Below are 15,109 nucleotides of genomic sequence, written 5' to 3' on the forward strand. Positions count from 1 at the left end.
CCCGACCGGGGTCCCCACCGGGACACCCTGGGGGCCGCCCCCGGCGCGGCACCTCACCCGCCCCCGGCGGGGCCACCCCCCCCGCCCCGCCCCCACGCGCTCTCCGCGTGGAGCCGGGCCGTCGCCCGTCCGGCGGGAGCCGGTCAGCCGAAGTTGACGCCCTGCGCCAGCGGCAGCTCGGTCGAGTAGTTGACCGTGTTCGTCGCCCGGCGCATGTACTGCTTCCACGCGTCCGAGCCGGACTCGCGGCCGCCGCCCGTGGACTTCTCGCCGCCGAACGCGCCACCGATCTCCGCACCGGAGGTGCCGATGTTGACGTTCACGATGCCGCAGTCGGAGCCGACCTCCGACAGGAACGTCTCCGCCTCGCGCACGTCCAGCGTGAAGATCGAGGACGACAGGCCCTGCGGGACGTCGTTGTGCACGGCGATCGCCTCGGACAGCTCCGAGTAGGTCAGCACGTACAGGATCGGCGCGAACGTCTCGCGCCTGACGACGTCGGCCTGCTCCGGCATCCGGACGATCGCCGGGTGCACGTACGCGGCGTCCTCCGCACCCGGGACCGAGACGGCGGTGCCGCCCACGACCAGCTCGCCGCCCGCGGTCACGGCCTCGTCGACGGCGGCCAGCATGCGGTCGCGCGCCCCGGCGTCGACCAGCGGGCCCACCAGGGTGCCCTCGGTGCGCGGGTCGCCCACGGGCAGGCCGGTGTAGACCTTCGCGAGCCGCGTGACGACGTCGTCCACGATCGACTCGTGCACGATCAGGCGGCGCAGCGAGGTGCAGCGCTGCCCGGCCGTGCCCGCCGCGGAGAACACCGCGCCGCGCACGGCGAGGTCGAGGTCCGCCGACGGCGCGACGATCGCCGCGTTGTTGCCGCCCAGCTCCAGCAGGTACTTGCCGCCGCGGGCCGCGACGACGGGCGCGACCTGCTGGCCCATGCGCTCGGAGCCGGTCGCGGAGACGAGCGCGACGCGCGGGTCGGCCACCAGGGCCTCGCCGGCCTCGCGGTCGCCGAGCAGGAGCTGCGAGACGCCGGCCGGGAAGCCGGCCTCGGCCAGGGCCCGGTCGAGCAGCGCGGCCGCGCCGACGGCGGACAGCAGCGTCTTCTCGCTCGGCTTCCACACCACGGTGTCGCCGCAGACCAGCGCGACGGCCGTGTTCCACGACCACACCGCTACCGGGAAGTTGAAGGCGCTGATCACGCCGACCACGCCCATCGGGTGCCACGTCTCCATCAGGCGGTGGCCGGGCCGCTCGGACGGCATGGTGCGGCCGCCGACCTGCCGCGAGAGCCCGACGGCGAAGTCGCAGATGTCGATCATCTCCTGGACCTCGCCCAGGGCCTCGCTGGTGATCTTGCCCGCCTCGATGGTGACGAGCTCGGCGAGGTCTGCCTTGTGCTCGGTGAGCAGCTCGCCCAGGCGCTTGACGACCTGCCCGCGCACCGGGGCGGGCACCGAGCGCCACGTCGTGAAGGCCTCCGCGGCCTCGCCGACGGCGGTGGCGGCCTCGGGGGCGCCGTCGCGGCGCAGCTCCAGCAGCGTCTGCCCGGACAGGGGCGACACGACGGGCAGGCCCGTGCCGGCGGGCACGGTGGCGCCCAGCCGCTCCAGGGCGGCCAGCGCGGTGTCGCGCAGCTCGGTCGTGAGCGGGCTGTCGGTGGTGGTGCTGGTCATCGCGTTGCTCCCGTTGTGCGGTGGGTGGTGGTGAGGGTGGCCGGGTCGACGCCGAGGGTCTCGGCGGCGGCGGTCAGGGACCTGGCCACCTGGTCGGCGTACAGGTCGAAGGGGTCGTTCAGATCGCGGCCGAGCGCGCCTGCCATCCAGTCTGCGTCACGGTCCGCCCCCTCCTGGCTGGCGTCCTTGGCGCCGTCGGAGGTCAGGTTGGACTGGAAGATGCCGGCCGCGGAGCGGGGCAGGAAGTCCTCGTAGACGATCGGCTCGCGGACGACGGCGGGGATGCGCGACTCGCGGGTCGAGCCTGTCGAGACCTGGGTCTCGACAGGCTCGACCACCGGTTCGTAGGTGAACCAGCCGAGCTCCTGGTCGGCGAGCGCCGCCTCGGTCGTGGGGAAGGTCTTCTGCCAGACGGCGCGCGCGAGCTGCTGGCGCTGCGCCTCGGCGAATCCGGGGTCGTCGGCGCGGGCCGCGGCGGCGGCCTCGTCGATCTCGACCACGGCGGCGTCGTACGCGGCACGGCCGGCGCGGGTCAGGGCGATGCCGCGGGCCTCGACCTCGCCGAACCGCACGCGCAGGGAGTCGCTGATGATCTCGCCGTCGGCCGTGCGGAAGGTGCGGGGCTCGGCGAGGGCGCGGAACGACGTCTGGCGCAGCAGCACGTCCGGGCCCTCCCAGCGCGGCGGGCCCTGGATCGCGTCGATCATCGTGATGCCGCGCGCCTCCATGCGCGCGTACAGGTCGTCGATGTCCAGCACGCGGGGCGTGAGGTGGTTGATGTGCGTGGAGGCGATGCCGCCGATGTCGGCGGCGACGGCGCTGACCGCCTCCAGCTCGCGGTACCAGGCCTGGTCCACGGGCTCGGCGGACAGCTCGAACGCCGCGGTGGCCAGGCGCAGGAACTCGGCGGCCCGGTCCTCGGGGAGGCCGCCCTCGGCCTCGGCGCGGTCGGCCAGGGCGAGCAGCTCCGGGCCGAACAGCGTGCGGGCGCCGAGGAAGTTCTCCAGCCGCCGCTCCAGGTCGGCCGTGAAGAACCGGCGGTCGGCGGTCACCAGCATCGACGTGAAGACCCGGAACGGGTTGCGGGCCAGCTCGGACCGCTCGATCGGGCGGAACGCCGTGGAGATCACGGGGACCGAGCTGGAGGACGCGTCCCGCAGGTCGTAGAAGCCGACCGGGCGCATACCCATGGCGCCGAAGATCCGCGCCACCTGAGCCATCTCGGTGGGGGTACCGACCCGGATGGCGCCGTGCCGCTCCGCGGTGACGCGCGCGATGGAGCCGAGCCGCTCGGCGTCCGCGCCGTGCTGCGTCACGAAGTCCGCGTTGACGTCGTGCGACACGTCGAGCAGCGTGGTGTAGGCGGGCACCTCCTTGCCGTACATGTCCGAGAGGCTGCGCGCGAACGCGGCCCGCAGCTGCCAGGGTTCGAGGAACGCCGGTGCCGGCATCGGTCTCTCCTTGTCCTTCAGATGATGTTCGCCTCAGGGCCTCGTCGCCCTGGGCTCGTGGTGCGGGTGCTGGTGGTGGGCGGGGTGGGCTCGTCGTCAGCGGCGAACCGGTCCGCGCTGAACCCGGACACGTCGATCGCCGGCGTGCGGCCGGCGTACAGGTCGCGCACCACCTCGCCGACGGCGGGGGCCTGCAGGAACCCGTGCCCGGAGAAGCCCGTGGCGTACAGCAGTCGGCCGGGCACGCCCGTGGCCTCACCGATCAGCGCGTTGTGGTCGGGCGTCATCTCGTAGAGCCCGGCCCAGCCGCGGGCGACCGGCACGTCGGTCAGCCCGGGCGCGCAGCCCCCGATCGCCCCGCGCAGCAGCGGGAGCCAGCCCGGGTCGTAGGTGCGCTCGAACGCGATCGGCGTCTCGGGGTCCGCGATGCCGAGCAGCAGGCCGCCGGGCTCCGCGTTGTGGAAGTAGAACGTGGTGCCGTAGTCGATCGTGAACGGGATGCGCGGCGGTGCCGGGTCCAGCCGCGGCGTGAACCCGATCTGCCGCCGGTAAGGGTCCACGGGCAGGTCGACGCCCGCCTTCGTGGCCAGGTCGCGGGTCCACGCGCCGGTGCACAGCACGACGGCGCCGGTGCGCACCCGGCCCTGGTCGGTCCAGACGGCGACGACGGCGTCGCCCCGCGTCTCGACGTCCTGCACGGTCACGTGGGTGCGGACGGTGGCGCCGTGCCGTTCGGCGCCCGCCGCGTAGCCCTCGACGACAGCGTGGGGGTACGCGAACCCGTCGCGCGCGGCGTACGCGGCCCCGGCGTAGCGGTCGGCGTCGACGTACGGGTTGAGGCGGCGCACCTCGTCGTGGCCGAGCATGCGGCTGGCGACGCCGTGCTCGTTCTGCATGGCCACGGACTCCTCGAACAGCGTGACGTCGTCGGCGTCCGGGAGGAGGAAGAGGTAGCCCGGCTGCTGCAGCCCGATGTCCGCGCCGGGGCGGACGCCGAAGTCCTCGTACAGGTCCAGGCTGCGGTCGCCCAGGTCCACGTTGGCCGGGTCGGAGAACTGCGCGCGCACTCCCCCGATGGGCTTGCCCGAGCTGCCCGAGGCCAGCTCGTCGGCCTCCAGGAGGAGCACGTCCACGCCGTCCTCGGCGAGGTGGAACGCCACCGACGCGCCGAGCGCGCCGCCGCCGACCACCACCACGTCGGCGCGGGCGGGCAGCGGGCCCCGGCGGTCCGCGGGGCGCCGTGGTGAGGTCATGCACGCATCCTGCCACGCACTCCGGCCGAGATGGGCCGACACCGGAATTGTTCTTGCCAAGCGGCCTGGGCTCGGTGGAATCAGGTGCCGAAGCGGCCCGCCTGCGGCGTCAGATCACCGTGCGCGCGTCACCGTGCGGCCGCGCGGCAGTCCGCGCACGTGCCCCACAGCTCGATGGTGTGCTCGATGTCGTCGAAGCCCTGCGCGGCGGCGACCTTCGAGGCCCAGGCCTCGACCGTGGGGCCGTCGATCTCGACGGTGCGGCCGCACATGCGGCACACCAGGTGGTGGTGGTGCTCGCGGCGGGCGCAGCGGCGGTACAGGCTCTCGCCGTCCTCCGCGCGCAGCACGTCCACCTCGCTCGCCTCCGCGAGCGCCTGGAGCGCCCGGTAGACGGTCGCGAGGCCCACGGACTCGCCGCGGGCACGCAGTGCCTCGTGCAGCTGCTGGGCCGAGCGGAAGTCCGCCATCTCGTCGAGGGCCTCGACGACGGCGGTGCGCTGGCGGGTCATGCGTGCGGCCATCAGCGGCACTCCTTCGCGGCGGCGGCCGCACGTTCGGTGGCGGCCGCGGGCAGGTCGACGTCGTCGGGCAGGTCGGGATGCGGGTCGTGCACGGGGCGCCGCCGGCTCAGCAGCGGCGCCAGCATGGAGACCACCGCGTACACCCCGATGGCGAGCACCACGATAGTCGCGCCCGGCGAGACGTTGTACCAGTAGGTGATGCTCAGGCCCGTCAGGCAGACCACCACGCCGACGACGCAGGCGGTGAGCATGGTGCGCCCGAACGCGTGCGTGACCTGCTGGGCGATCGCGACGGGCACGATCATGAGCGCGCTGACCAGCAGCAGGCCCACGACGCGCATGGCGACGGTCACGGTCAGCGCGGAGACGACGGCGACCACCACGTTCAGCGCCCAGACGGGCAGGCCCGAGGCCGTGGCGAAGTCCTCGTCGTGGCTGACGGCGAACAGCGCGTGCCGCAGGCCGACGCCGACGGTCAGCACCACGAGCGAGAGCACGACGGTGAGCCAGAGGTCGGCGTCGGACACGGTGGAGATCGAGCCGAACAGGTACTGCATGAGGTTGCCCGAGGAGCCGCCAGCGATGCCGATGAGCAGCACGCCGCCGGCGATGCCGCCGTAGAACATGATGGCCAGCGCGAGGTCGCCCGAGGTGCGGCCGCGGCGGCGGACCACCTCGATGAGCACGGAGCCGACCACCGCGGCGACCACGGCGCCGGGGATCGCGAGGGCGTCGTTCGGCGTCAGGCCCATGCCCGCGCCCACGAGCCAGCCCAGCGCGACGCCGGTCAGGGCCACGTGCCCGATGCCGTCGCCGAGCAGGGAGAGCTTGCGCTGCACCAGGTAGGTGCCGACCACGGGGGCCGTGACGCCCACCAGGAGCGCGGCGATGAGCGCCCGCTGCATGAACGGGTCGGTCAGCATGAGCATGATCACGGGCGCACCTCCAGGTCCAGGGCCCGGGACTCGGCGTCCAGGGCGTTGTCGTCGGCGTGCGGGTGCTGGTGGCGGTGCCCCGCGCGGTCGTGGTCGTGGCGGGCGGGCGGCGGGGCGCCGTCGTGCACGACCTTGCCGTGCCGCAGCACGACGGCGCGCGTGACCAGCGGCTCGAGCTCGCCGAGCTCGTGCAGCACGACGAGCACCGTGAGGCCGCCGTCGACCAGGCGCTTCATCGTGGCCGCGAACGCCTCCTGGCTGGCCATGTCGACGCCGGCCACGGGCTCGTCCAGGACCAGCAGGTCCGGCTCGCGCACCAGGGCGCGCGCGATGAGGATGCGCTGCTGCTGACCGCCCGACAGCAGGTGCACGGGGTCGTGCACGCGGTCGGCCAGGCCCACCTGCTCCAGCGCGACGGCGACCCGCTGCCGCCAGCCGCGCGGGAGCCGCAGCCGGCGCCCGTGCAGCAGCCCCGAGGCGACCACCTCCTGCGCGGTCGACGGGATGCCGCCGCCCGCGCCCGACCGCTGCGGCACGTAGCCGATGCGGCCCCAGTCGACCCGGCCGCCGCGCCCGCCCGCCCCGAGGGGCTCGCCGAGCAGGCGCACGCTGCCCTCGGACGGCACGTTGATGCCGACCAGCGACTTGACCAGCGTGGACTTGCCGGAGCCGTTCGCGCCGAGCAGCGCGACCACCTCACCGTGCTCGACCGTCAGGTCGATGCCGCGCAGGATGTGGCTCGCGCCCGCACGGAAGTGCAGACCACGCGCCTCGATGACGGGTTCGCTCGGCTCGGTCACACGCCTAGTGTCCGTCATTCGCAGACCAGTCCCTCCTCGAGGGCGGCCAGGTTGGACCGCATCACCGAGACGTAGTCGTCGCCCGCGGCGGTGGCGTCCTCGGACAGCCCCTCCAGCGGGTCCAGCACGGCCGTGCTGACGCCCAGGTCGGAAGCCAGGGTCTCGGTGACCTTGGGGCTCACCAGGGTCTCGGAGTACAGCGTGGTGACGCCGTTCTCCTTCACCACGTCACCGATCTCCCGCAGGCGCGCCGGGGACGGCTCCGCCTCGGGGTCGAGCTGCGAGATGCCCACCTGCTCCAGGGCGTACCGGTCGGCCAGGTAGCCGAAGGCCGCGTGGCTCGTCACGAGCGTCGCGCCCTGACAGGCGGCGAGGCCGTCGGCCATCTCCTGGTCCAGGTCGTCGAGGCGCTGGCCGAGCTGGAGGGCGCCCGCCGCGTACTCGTCGGCGTGCTCCGGGTCGACAGCGGCCAGCTCGTCCGCGACGGCCTGCCCGACGGCGGCCAGGCGGCTCGGGTCCAGCCAGAAGTGCGGGTCGGTGGAGCCGTGGTCGTGGTCGTCGCCCTCCTCGGCGTGCTCCGCGTGCTCCTCCTCGGTCTCCTCCGCGTGCTCGACGAGCCCGGCGGCGTCCGCGGCGTCGACCACGTGCTCGGGAGCGCGGGCCTCGACGCCCTCGTCGACGGCGGCCTGGAAGCCGGACAGGTACACGACCAGGTCGGCCGTGCCGATCTCGCGGACCTGCGCCGGCGAGAGCTCCAGGTCGTGCGGCTCGGCGGCCGGCGGGGTCAGGTTGTCGACGGTGACCAGGTCGCCGCCGATCTGCTGCGCCACGTACTGCAGCGGGTAGAACGACGCGAGCACGACGACACCGTCGGACCCGCCGGCCGCACCACCCTGGTCCTGCGCCGAGCAGCCTGCGAGTGCCGCCGTACCGGCGAGGACGAGGCTGGTCAGGGCGGCGCCCGTGGCGCGAGTCGAAGTCATGAGAACGATTCTCACGCTTGTTGAGAACCGTTGTCAAAGATCGGCACCGAGAGGTCGGTCACGCGCTATTTCGCGCGGGCCTCGAGCAGCCCGGACGGTAGGCTGGGCGGACGTTACTTCCACCTGTTCCCCTGGAGAGATCCCTCGTGTCCGACAAGTCAGTGCGCTCTGCGCAGACCGCCAAGCTCGACGCCGTCGTCTCGCTCGCGAAGCGACGAGGTTTCGTCTTCCCGTCGGGCGAGATCTACGGCGGTACGCGCTCTGCGTGGGACTACGGCCCCCTGGGCGTGGAGCTCAAGGAGAACATCAAGAAGCAGTGGTGGCGGGCCATGGTCACGAGCCGGGACGACATCGTCGGCCTGGACTCCTCGGTCATCCTGCCCCGCCAGGTCTGGGTCGCCTCCGGCCACGTCGGCGTGTTCACCGACCCGCTCACCGAGTGCCTCTCGTGCCACAAGCGGTTCCGCGTGGACCAGATGCAGGAGGCGCACGCGGAGAAGAAGGGCATCGACGACCCGGACTCCGTGCCCCTGACCGACCTGGTGTGCGTGAACTGCGGTACCCGCGGCCAGTGGACCGAGCCCCGCGACTTCAACATGATGCTGAAGACGTACCTCGGCCCCGTCGAGGACGAGTCCGGCCTGCACTACCTGCGCCCCGAGACCGCGCAGGGCATCTTCGTGAACTTCGCCAACGTCGCGGCCGCCGCGCGCAAGAAGCCGCCGTTCGGCATCGGCCAGATCGGCAAGTCGTTCCGCAACGAGATCACGCCGGGCAACTTCATCTTCCGCACCCGCGAGTTCGAGCAGATGGAGATGGAGTTCTTCGTCAAGCCCGGCGAGGACGAGGAATGGCACCAGTACTGGATCGACTACCGCACCAACTGGTACACGGACCTCGGCATCTCGGCCGACAACCTGCGCCTCTACGAGCACCCGAAGGACAAGCTGTCGCACTACTCGACCCGCACCGTGGACATCGAGTACCGCTTCGGCTTCCAGGGCAGCGAGTGGGGTGAGCTCGAGGGCATCGCGAACCGCACGGACTTCGACCTGAAGACGCACACGGAGAGCTCGGGCAAGGACCTGGCCTACCGCGACCCGGTGACGAACGAGAAGTACTACCCGTACGTCATCGAGCCGGCCGCCGGCCTGACCCGCTCGCTGATGGCGTTCCTGGTCGAGGCGTACGCCGAGGACGAGGCGCCCAACACCAAGGGCGGCGTCGACAAGCGCACCGTGCTGCGCCTGGACCCGCGCCTGGCCCCCGTCAAGGCCGCGGTGCTGCCGCTGTCCAAGACGGCGGACCTGCTGCCGACGTCGGAGAAGCTCTCCGCCGAGCTGCGCAAGTACTGGAACATCGACTACGACGTGACGCAGGCCATCGGCAAGCGCTACCGCCGCCAGGACGAGATCGGTACGCCGTTCTGCATCACCGTCGACTTCGACACCCTCGACGACCAGGCCGTGACCATCCGCCACCGCGACACGATGCAGCAGGAGCGCGTAGCCCTGGACAAGGTCGTCAGCTACCTGGCCGGCCACCTCGTCGGAGCCTGAGCGCATCGCGGGTTGAGCTTGTCGAAACCAGGTCTCGACAGGCTCGACCAGCGGGGCTCGGTCAGCCGCGCGCGTCCTGGGCCTGCTCCCGCAGCAGGCGCAGGACGCGCGCCGCGTTCCGGTCCGTGGTCTCGATCTCGTGCAGCGGCTGCACCCGCAGTGGACCGTGCTCACCGACGACGGTGACCGCGCGCTCGGCCTCCGAGGCCGGGACGAACCGCACCGTGAAGACGCGGAGCCAGATCTCCAGCAGGAATCGACCGCCCTCGCCGAGCTCCACCAGCAAGGCCACACCCTTGGCGGACGTCACGCCGTCCAGGTGGTAGCTGCGCCCAGCCGGTGTCACGGCGGCCGCACCAGTGCGGACCAGGGCGGCGAGCCAGTCCACCCCCTCGGGGGTGTCCGGCAGCACGAGCTCGATGGGCTCCGCCAAGGGCAGCGGCGCACCCAGCACCGCCGCGGCGGCAAGCCCTTCGAAGCGGTACGCCAGGTCGGTCAGGCCCTCCATGAGCGAGACCGTCATGCTCAGGTCGTCGGCCGCGGAGGTGTCACCCGCCTGCGCTGCCATGGCACTGCGGACGTCCTCGTCGAGCGGTTCGAGGTCGATCCGCATCTGCTTGCCCGCGGCGGCGAGGAGCCCGGTCAGCATCTCCCAGGACGGCTTTCGCGTTCCCGACTCGATCGCCGCGACGGTCCCACGGGACACGCCCGCTCGGCCGGCGAGCTTCGCCTGCGTCTGCCGCGCTGCGTGCCGCGCTTCCTTCACGAGCCGAGCGGCGTCGAGCCGCGATCCGTCGAATTCCATCGACCCATCGTGCCGGGTGCGCCTCGACGGCGCAGCGACGGTTGCCCGGACCTGTGGATAAACCGCGTGGTCCGAGCATGCAGCTGGAACGGACATATCGCCGCAGGGTAAACGTACGTCTGCGGGGTGTGTTGCTCTGCGTAGACATTGTCGACTCACAGCAACACACCCCGCAGACCTACATACTTTCCCGGGGGCCGGCACGGTCCGAGGGCGCGACCGGGTTCACCCGGGTGAGGTCGGGGCGAACCGTGTCAGGAACAGCGCCTGAGCAGGTCTGGGACTCATAGCGTGCCGCGTTGGGCGGCACGCCGACTCGAGGAAGAGACTGGTCCCCGCATGATCCGACGAATCATCGTCGCCCTGGTGAGCGTGCTCGCGCTCGCTCTCACGGCGTCCGTCCCCGCGCAGGCCGCGACCGGCTACACGACCAACATCACGGCACAGGCCAAGCCGCACACGGTCGCGAAGGGCAAGGCGGTCACCCTGAAGGGAACGCTCAAGTACAAGAGGGACGGGAAGTGGCGCGCGCTGTCCGGGCGGGAGCTCATCGTCCGCTTCGACCCGGCGGGGCCGGCAGCGTCGAAGAAGATCGCGAAGGTCAAGACCACGCGTACCGGGGCCTACTCCTTCAAGACCACCGCGACGAGGTCGGGCACGTGGACCGTGAGCTTCGGCGGCAAGAAGGGCTCGCTGCGGGCCGACTCCGCCCGTGACTCCGCCTGCGTCTACACCGCCGGCCGGTGGCAGTGCCCGGTCACGCCCAGCAACCCCGACCTCGACTGCCCCGACGTCGGCAAGACCGTCTGGGTCGGGACCAAGGACTACCACCGCCTCGACGCGGACAACGACGGCTGGGGCTGCGACTCCTACTCGTGAGCCGGCCGCCCTCGTGACCCGGCAGACCTCGTGACCCGGTAGACCCGGTCGGTACGCACCCCGGAGCGGGGCGCGTACCGACCATGCCCGGCGTTGTGGAATGCTTAGGCAATGCTTACCTCACCTGCGGCTGCGCCCGCGGGACGCCGTGAGGGTGCGGAAGCCGTGGCCCGCCGTGCCCGACGCCGGACGCTCGCGTTGCTCACGGCGGTCGTCGCCCTGGTGCTCGTCGTCCTCGCGAGCCTCGCGCTCGGCGTCCGCGACATCAACCCGGCCGAGGTGTGGCGGGCGCTGACGGCGCCGGTCGCGGGTCTCATGGACCACGACGTGGTGCTGGAGCAGCGGCTGCCGCGCACCGTCGTGGGGCTGGCGGCGGGCGTCGCGCTCGGCATGGCGGGCACGCTGATCCAGGGCGTCACCCGCAACCCGATCGCCGACCCCGGCCTGCTGGGCCTGAACTCGGGTGCTTCGCTGGCGGTCGTCTGCGCCGTCTGGCTGCTCGGCATCACCTCGCCCATCGGCTACGTGTGGTTCGCGTTCCTCGGGGCCGCCGTCGCGGCGGCGATCGTGTTCTCGGTGGGGCGGGGCCAGCCGGTGCGGCTCGCGCTGGTCGGCGCCGCCGTCACCGCGCTGATCACGCCGCTCATCACGCTGGTACTGCTGCGCGACCAGCAGGCGTTCAACCTGTACCGGTTCTGGTCGGTCGGCTCCCTGACGGGGCGTGGCCTGGACACCGTCACGGCGCTGTGGCCGTTCATCGTCGTCGGCCTGGTCCTGGCCGCGGGACTCGCGCACCGCCTCAACATGCTGGCCCTCGGGGACGACGTCGCCACGGCGCTCGGCCAGCGCGTCGGCACCACGCGCGTGCTCGCGGCGGTCGCGATCGTGCTGCTCGCGGGCACCGCGACGTCGCTCGCCGGGCCGATCGCCCTCGTCGGGCTCGTGGTACCGCACGCGGCGCGGCGCCTCGTAGGCACGGACTACCGCTGGATCATGGCGATCGGCGCGCTGCTGGGCCCGGTCATGCTGCTGTCCGCCGACGTGCTCGGCCGGCTGGTCCTGCCCCGCTCCGAGCTCGAGGCCGGCGTGGTCGCGGCGCTGCTCGGCGCGCCGGTGCTGGTCGCCGTCGCCCGGGGCCGGAACGTGGTGGGAGCCTGATGTCCGCACCCGCCACCACCGTCAGCACCGTCGCCGACCTGCGCGCCGTGCGACGCCGTCGGCAGACGCTCGTCGTGTCCGGGATGGTCCTCGTGGTGCTCGTCGCCGGGACCGTCGCGCTGCTGATCGGCGCCGCCGGCCTGACCCCCGGCCAGGCGATCGGCGGCGTCCTCGGCCTGGGCGACAAGGGCGACGTCTTCGTCATCCAGAAGCTGCGCCTGCCCCGCATCGAGGCGGCCGTCGTGATCGGCGCCGCGTTCGGCCTGGCCGGCGCCCTCTTCCAGTCGACCCTGCGCAACCCGCTCGCCTCCCCCGACATCCTCGGCATCTCGACCGGCGCGAGCCTCGGGGCCGTGCTCGGCGTGCTCGTCCTGGGGCTGAGCGGCGTGGCGCTGTCCGGGATCGCGTTCGCGGGCGCGGCGGTCGTCGCCCTCGCGATCTGGCTGCTGGCGTGGCGCAGGGGCCTGCACTCGATCCGGTTCGTGCTGGTGGGCGTCGGGTTCGCCTACCTGGGCTCGTCGCTGATCGCCTGGACCCTGGCCCGCGCGCAGGAGCACGAGGCGGCGGCCGTCCTGACCTGGACGGTCGGCTCGATCTCGGACGTCCGCGGCGAGCAGCTCACGCTCGTCGCCGTCGGGACGCTCGTGCTTGCCGCCGCGGTCGCGGTCGTCTCGCGGACCCAGGGACCCCTCGCGCTGGGCGACGACAACGCGCGCGCCCTCGGCGTGCACGTCGACGCCGCCCGCGTGGGCACGCTGCTGCTGGCCGTCGCGCTCGTCGCGCTCGCCACCAGCGCGTCCGGCCCCATCGCGTTCGTCGCCCTGGTCGCGCCCGCCATCGCGCGCCGCCTTGTGAACGACGGCGGCGCCGCGCTCGTCGCGTCCGCCGTGACCGGCGCGGCCCTGACCCTGGTCGCGGACGTCGTCGCGCAGCACGGGCTGCTCGGCGTCGCGGCCCCGGTCGGGGTCGTCACGGGGCTCGTGGGCGCCCCCTACCTGCTGTGGCTGCTCGCCACGAACGAGAAGAGGAGCCGATGACCAACCTGCGCGCCGAAGGCGTCAGCCTGGGCTACGACGGCCTCAAGGTCATCGAGGGCCTCGACCTGACGCTGCCCGACGGCAAGATCACCGCCGTCGTCGGGCCGAACGCCTGCGGCAAGTCGACGCTGCTGCGCGGGCTGGCCCGCCTGCACCCGCTCGACGGCGGCCGCATCACGCTCGGCGGCGCCGACATCACGCAGATGCCGCGCAAGGAGCTGGCGCGCAAGGTCGGCATGCTGCCGCAGTCGTCCATCGCGCCCGACGGCGTGCGGGTCGCCGAGCTGGTCAGCCGCGGCCGGTACCCGCACCAGGGCTGGTTCGGCCGCCACTCCTCCGACGACGACGCCGTGGTCACCACCGCGCTGGAGTCCACGGGGGTCGCGGAGCTCGCGGACCGGCCGGTCGCCGAGCTGTCGGGCGGGCAGCGCCAGCGCGTGTGGATCGCGATGGTGCTGGCGCAGCAGACCGACATCGTGCTGCTCGACGAGCCGACGACGTTCCTCGACGTCCGCCACCAGCTCGACCTGCTGGACCTGCTCACCGAGCTGAACCGCGACCGGGGCACGACCGTCGCGATGGTGCTGCACGAGCTCAACCTCGCCGCCCGGTACGCCGACCACCTGGTCGTCATGTCGGCCGGCCGGATCGTCGCCGAGGGAGCGCCGTCGGACGTGCTGACCCGCGAGGTGGTCGACGAGGCGTTCGGGCTGCGCGCCCAGGTGGTGCCCGACCCCGTCGCGGGCTCCCCCCTGGTGGTCCCGGTGGGCCGCTTCCACTCGAAGTAGGCGTGGTTTACCTCACCCAGACCTCTTCCAATTCCGCAACATCAACGTGACCTAATGCGGTTAGGGTTACCTCATCTCGACCGGCACCCCGCCGGTCGTTCGACTGAACCCCCCGGGAGAAACCGTGCGATCTCGCCGATCCCTCGCAGCGGTCGTCGGCCTCGTCGCCGCGTCCGCCCTCACCCTCGCGGGCTGCGCGTCCGAAGAGCCGGCCGGCAGCGGCGACGCGACGCCGTCCGCCGACGCCTCCGGCGCCACCGACGAGTTCCCCCTGACCATCGAGCACGCGCTCGGCGAGACCACCATCGAGGCGGCGCCCGAGCGCGTCGCCACGTGGGGCTGGGGCTCGACCGAGGCCGCGGTCGCCGCGGGTGTCTTCCCGGTCGCCGTCGCCGAGCAGACCTGGACCGTGGGCGAGGGCAACCTGCTCCCCTGGGTCGAGGAGGCCTACGACGAGGCCGGCGTCGAGCACCCGACCGTGCTGACCGACGCCGAGGCCGGCGCGACGGTGCCCTACGAGGAGTTCGCTGCCGCCGAGCCCGACGTCATCATCGCCACGTACTCGGGCATCACGCAGGAGCAGTACGACCTGCTCAGCGAGATCGCCCCGACGGTCGCCTACCCGGAGACGGCCTGGCAGACGCCGTGGGACGAGATCATCACCGCCACGGACGCCGCCCTGGGCCGCAGCGCCGCGGGCGAGGCCAAGGTCGAGGAGATCAACGCGTACCTGGCCGAGCAGGCCGAGGCGCACCCCGAGTTCGAGGGCAAGACCGTCGCCGCGATCGTCGACTCGCCCGACGAGGGCCTGATCTACGTGTACCGGGCCGGTGACCCGCGCGCCGGGTTCCTGGAGGGCCTCGGCTTCGAGACCGCCCCGGCCGTCGAGGAGCTCGCGCCGGACGACGGCTCGTTCTTCTACACGCTGTCCTACGAGGAGCTCGACAAGCTCGACTCCGACCTCGTCGTGGCCTACACGTACACCGAGGAGGAGGCCGCCGCGCTCCCCGACAAGAAGGAGCTGCAGGCCCTGCCCGCCGTCAAGAACGGCATGGTGGCGCAGCAGGTCGGCACCGTCGCGGTCTCGGCCGTCTCCCCGCCGACGGCGCTCTCGGTCGAGTACCCCGAGGGCATGCCCAAGCTGATCGACGCCCTGGCGGAGACGCTGAACAAGTAACGCGCCGCTCCAGCAGACCCTCGCCCGGCGAGCATCTCTCGTTGGTCGAGCTTGTCGAGACCTGGTAGGTCTCGACAAGCT

At 72.7% G+C, this 15,109-nt stretch carries 14 protein-coding genes; 6 read left to right on the plus strand and 8 right to left on the minus strand.

What is annotated here, in order from left to right; translation table 11 throughout:
• Positions 1 to 143: 143 nt before the first annotated feature.
• From ACFU5G_RS23490 to ACFU5G_RS23520, 7 genes are all read right to left on the minus strand, one after another.
• Positions 144 to 1,679, minus strand: a complete 1,536-nt coding sequence (locus tag ACFU5G_RS23490; protein ID WP_377250217.1) for an aldehyde dehydrogenase family protein — start codon at positions 1,677 to 1,679, stop codon at positions 144 to 146.
• Positions 1,676 to 3,130, minus strand: a complete 1,455-nt coding sequence (locus ACFU5G_RS23495; RefSeq protein ID WP_377250220.1) for a 2-oxoadipate dioxygenase/decarboxylase family protein — start codon at positions 3,128 to 3,130, stop codon at positions 1,676 to 1,678. Before ACFU5G_RS23495 ends, ACFU5G_RS23490 begins: the two co-directional genes overlap by 4 nt.
• 17 nt (positions 3,131 to 3,147) lie before the next feature.
• Complete coding sequence (locus ACFU5G_RS23500) at positions 3,148 to 4,383, minus strand: NAD(P)/FAD-dependent oxidoreductase (protein ID WP_377250222.1); 1,236 nt, start codon at positions 4,381 to 4,383, stop codon at positions 3,148 to 3,150.
• Between the two features lie 128 nt (positions 4,384 to 4,511).
• The gene (locus ACFU5G_RS23505; protein ID WP_020013979.1) at positions 4,512 to 4,907 is read right to left on the minus strand and encodes a Fur family transcriptional regulator; all 396 of its coding nucleotides are present in this window, start codon (positions 4,905 to 4,907) and stop codon (positions 4,512 to 4,514) included.
• Complete coding sequence (locus tag ACFU5G_RS23510) at positions 4,907 to 5,836, minus strand: metal ABC transporter permease (protein ID WP_036959470.1); 930 nt, start codon at positions 5,834 to 5,836, stop codon at positions 4,907 to 4,909. The genes ACFU5G_RS23505 and ACFU5G_RS23510 overlap by 1 nt, the downstream gene beginning before the upstream one ends.
• Positions 5,837 to 5,838: 2 nt before the next feature.
• A complete protein-coding gene (locus ACFU5G_RS23515; protein ID WP_377250225.1) occupies positions 5,839 to 6,642 on the minus strand; it encodes a metal ABC transporter ATP-binding protein in 804 nt (267 codons plus the stop codon).
• 14 nt (positions 6,643 to 6,656) lie between these two features.
• The gene (locus tag ACFU5G_RS23520; protein ID WP_377250227.1) at positions 6,657 to 7,625 is read right to left on the minus strand and encodes a metal ABC transporter substrate-binding protein; all 969 of its coding nucleotides are present in this window, start codon (positions 7,623 to 7,625) and stop codon (positions 6,657 to 6,659) included.
• A gap of 146 nt (positions 7,626 to 7,771) precedes the next feature.
• On the opposite strand from ACFU5G_RS23520, the gene ACFU5G_RS23525 reads away from it, so the two are divergent.
• Positions 7,772 to 9,184 (plus strand): glycine--tRNA ligase, encoded by a 1,413-nt coding sequence (locus tag ACFU5G_RS23525; RefSeq protein ID WP_377250229.1) that lies wholly within the window; start codon positions 7,772 to 7,774, stop codon positions 9,182 to 9,184.
• 61 nt (positions 9,185 to 9,245) lie between these two features.
• On the opposite strand, the gene ACFU5G_RS23530 is transcribed toward ACFU5G_RS23525, so the two are convergent.
• Positions 9,246 to 9,989 (minus strand): helix-turn-helix transcriptional regulator, encoded by a 744-nt coding sequence (locus ACFU5G_RS23530; RefSeq protein ID WP_377250231.1) that lies wholly within the window; start codon positions 9,987 to 9,989, stop codon positions 9,246 to 9,248.
• Between the two features lie 339 nt (positions 9,990 to 10,328).
• On the opposite strand from ACFU5G_RS23530, the gene ACFU5G_RS23535 reads away from it, so the two are divergent.
• From ACFU5G_RS23535 to ACFU5G_RS23555, 5 genes are all read left to right on the plus strand, one after another.
• Positions 10,329 to 10,868 carry a hypothetical protein gene (locus tag ACFU5G_RS23535; protein ID WP_377250234.1) on the plus strand — a complete coding sequence of 180 codons (540 nt, stop codon included), beginning with the start codon at positions 10,329 to 10,331 and terminating at the stop codon, positions 10,866 to 10,868.
• A gap of 111 nt (positions 10,869 to 10,979) precedes the next feature.
• Positions 10,980 to 12,026, plus strand: coding sequence for a FecCD family ABC transporter permease (locus ACFU5G_RS23540; protein ID WP_377250236.1), 1,047 nt, complete (start codon positions 10,980 to 10,982; stop codon positions 12,024 to 12,026).
• The gene (locus tag ACFU5G_RS23545) at positions 12,026 to 13,063 is read left to right on the plus strand and encodes a FecCD family ABC transporter permease (protein ID WP_377250238.1); all 1,038 of its coding nucleotides are present in this window, start codon (positions 12,026 to 12,028) and stop codon (positions 13,061 to 13,063) included. Before ACFU5G_RS23540 ends, ACFU5G_RS23545 begins: the two co-directional genes overlap by 1 nt.
• Positions 13,060 to 13,851: an ABC transporter ATP-binding protein gene (locus tag ACFU5G_RS23550; RefSeq protein ID WP_377250240.1), complete on the plus strand. Its 792-nt coding sequence runs from the start codon at positions 13,060 to 13,062 to the stop codon at positions 13,849 to 13,851. Before ACFU5G_RS23545 ends, ACFU5G_RS23550 begins: the two co-directional genes overlap by 4 nt.
• 124 nt (positions 13,852 to 13,975) lie before the next feature.
• Positions 13,976 to 15,028 carry an iron-siderophore ABC transporter substrate-binding protein gene (locus ACFU5G_RS23555; RefSeq protein ID WP_377250243.1) on the plus strand — a complete coding sequence of 351 codons (1,053 nt, stop codon included), beginning with the start codon at positions 13,976 to 13,978 and terminating at the stop codon, positions 15,026 to 15,028.
• The last annotated feature ends 81 nt before the right edge of the window (positions 15,029 to 15,109 follow it).

The organism is Promicromonospora sp. NPDC057488 (assembly GCF_042802395.1).
Taxonomy (GTDB): domain Bacteria; phylum Actinomycetota; class Actinomycetes; order Actinomycetales; family Cellulomonadaceae; genus Promicromonospora.

Excerpts from the sequence above, each read along its gene's own strand:
- ACFU5G_RS23510 (WP_036959470.1), bottom strand. The coding sequence starts at position 5,836 with ATGCTCATGCTGACCGACCCGTTCATGCAGCGGGCGCTCATCGCCGCG.
- ACFU5G_RS23540 (WP_377250236.1), top strand. The coding sequence starts at position 10,980 with ATGCTTACCTCACCTGCGGCTGCGCCCGCGGGACGCCGTGAGGGTGCG.
- ACFU5G_RS23500 (WP_377250222.1), bottom strand. The coding sequence starts at position 4,383 with ATGACCTCACCACGGCGCCCCGCGGACCGCCGGGGCCCGCTGCCCGCC.
- ACFU5G_RS23490 (WP_377250217.1), bottom strand. The coding sequence starts at position 1,679 with ATGACCAGCACCACCACCGACAGCCCGCTCACGACCGAGCTGCGCGAC.
- ACFU5G_RS23505 (WP_020013979.1), bottom strand. The coding sequence starts at position 4,907 with ATGGCCGCACGCATGACCCGCCAGCGCACCGCCGTCGTCGAGGCCCTC.
- ACFU5G_RS23545 (WP_377250238.1), top strand. The coding sequence starts at position 12,026 with ATGTCCGCACCCGCCACCACCGTCAGCACCGTCGCCGACCTGCGCGCC.
- ACFU5G_RS23535 (WP_377250234.1), top strand. The coding sequence starts at position 10,329 with ATGATCCGACGAATCATCGTCGCCCTGGTGAGCGTGCTCGCGCTCGCT.
- ACFU5G_RS23520 (WP_377250227.1), bottom strand. The coding sequence starts at position 7,625 with ATGACTTCGACTCGCGCCACGGGCGCCGCCCTGACCAGCCTCGTCCTC.
- ACFU5G_RS23530 (WP_377250231.1), bottom strand. The coding sequence starts at position 9,989 with ATGGAATTCGACGGATCGCGGCTCGACGCCGCTCGGCTCGTGAAGGAA.
- ACFU5G_RS23550 (WP_377250240.1), top strand. The coding sequence starts at position 13,060 with ATGACCAACCTGCGCGCCGAAGGCGTCAGCCTGGGCTACGACGGCCTC.
- ACFU5G_RS23495 (WP_377250220.1), bottom strand. The coding sequence starts at position 3,130 with ATGCCGGCACCGGCGTTCCTCGAACCCTGGCAGCTGCGGGCCGCGTTC.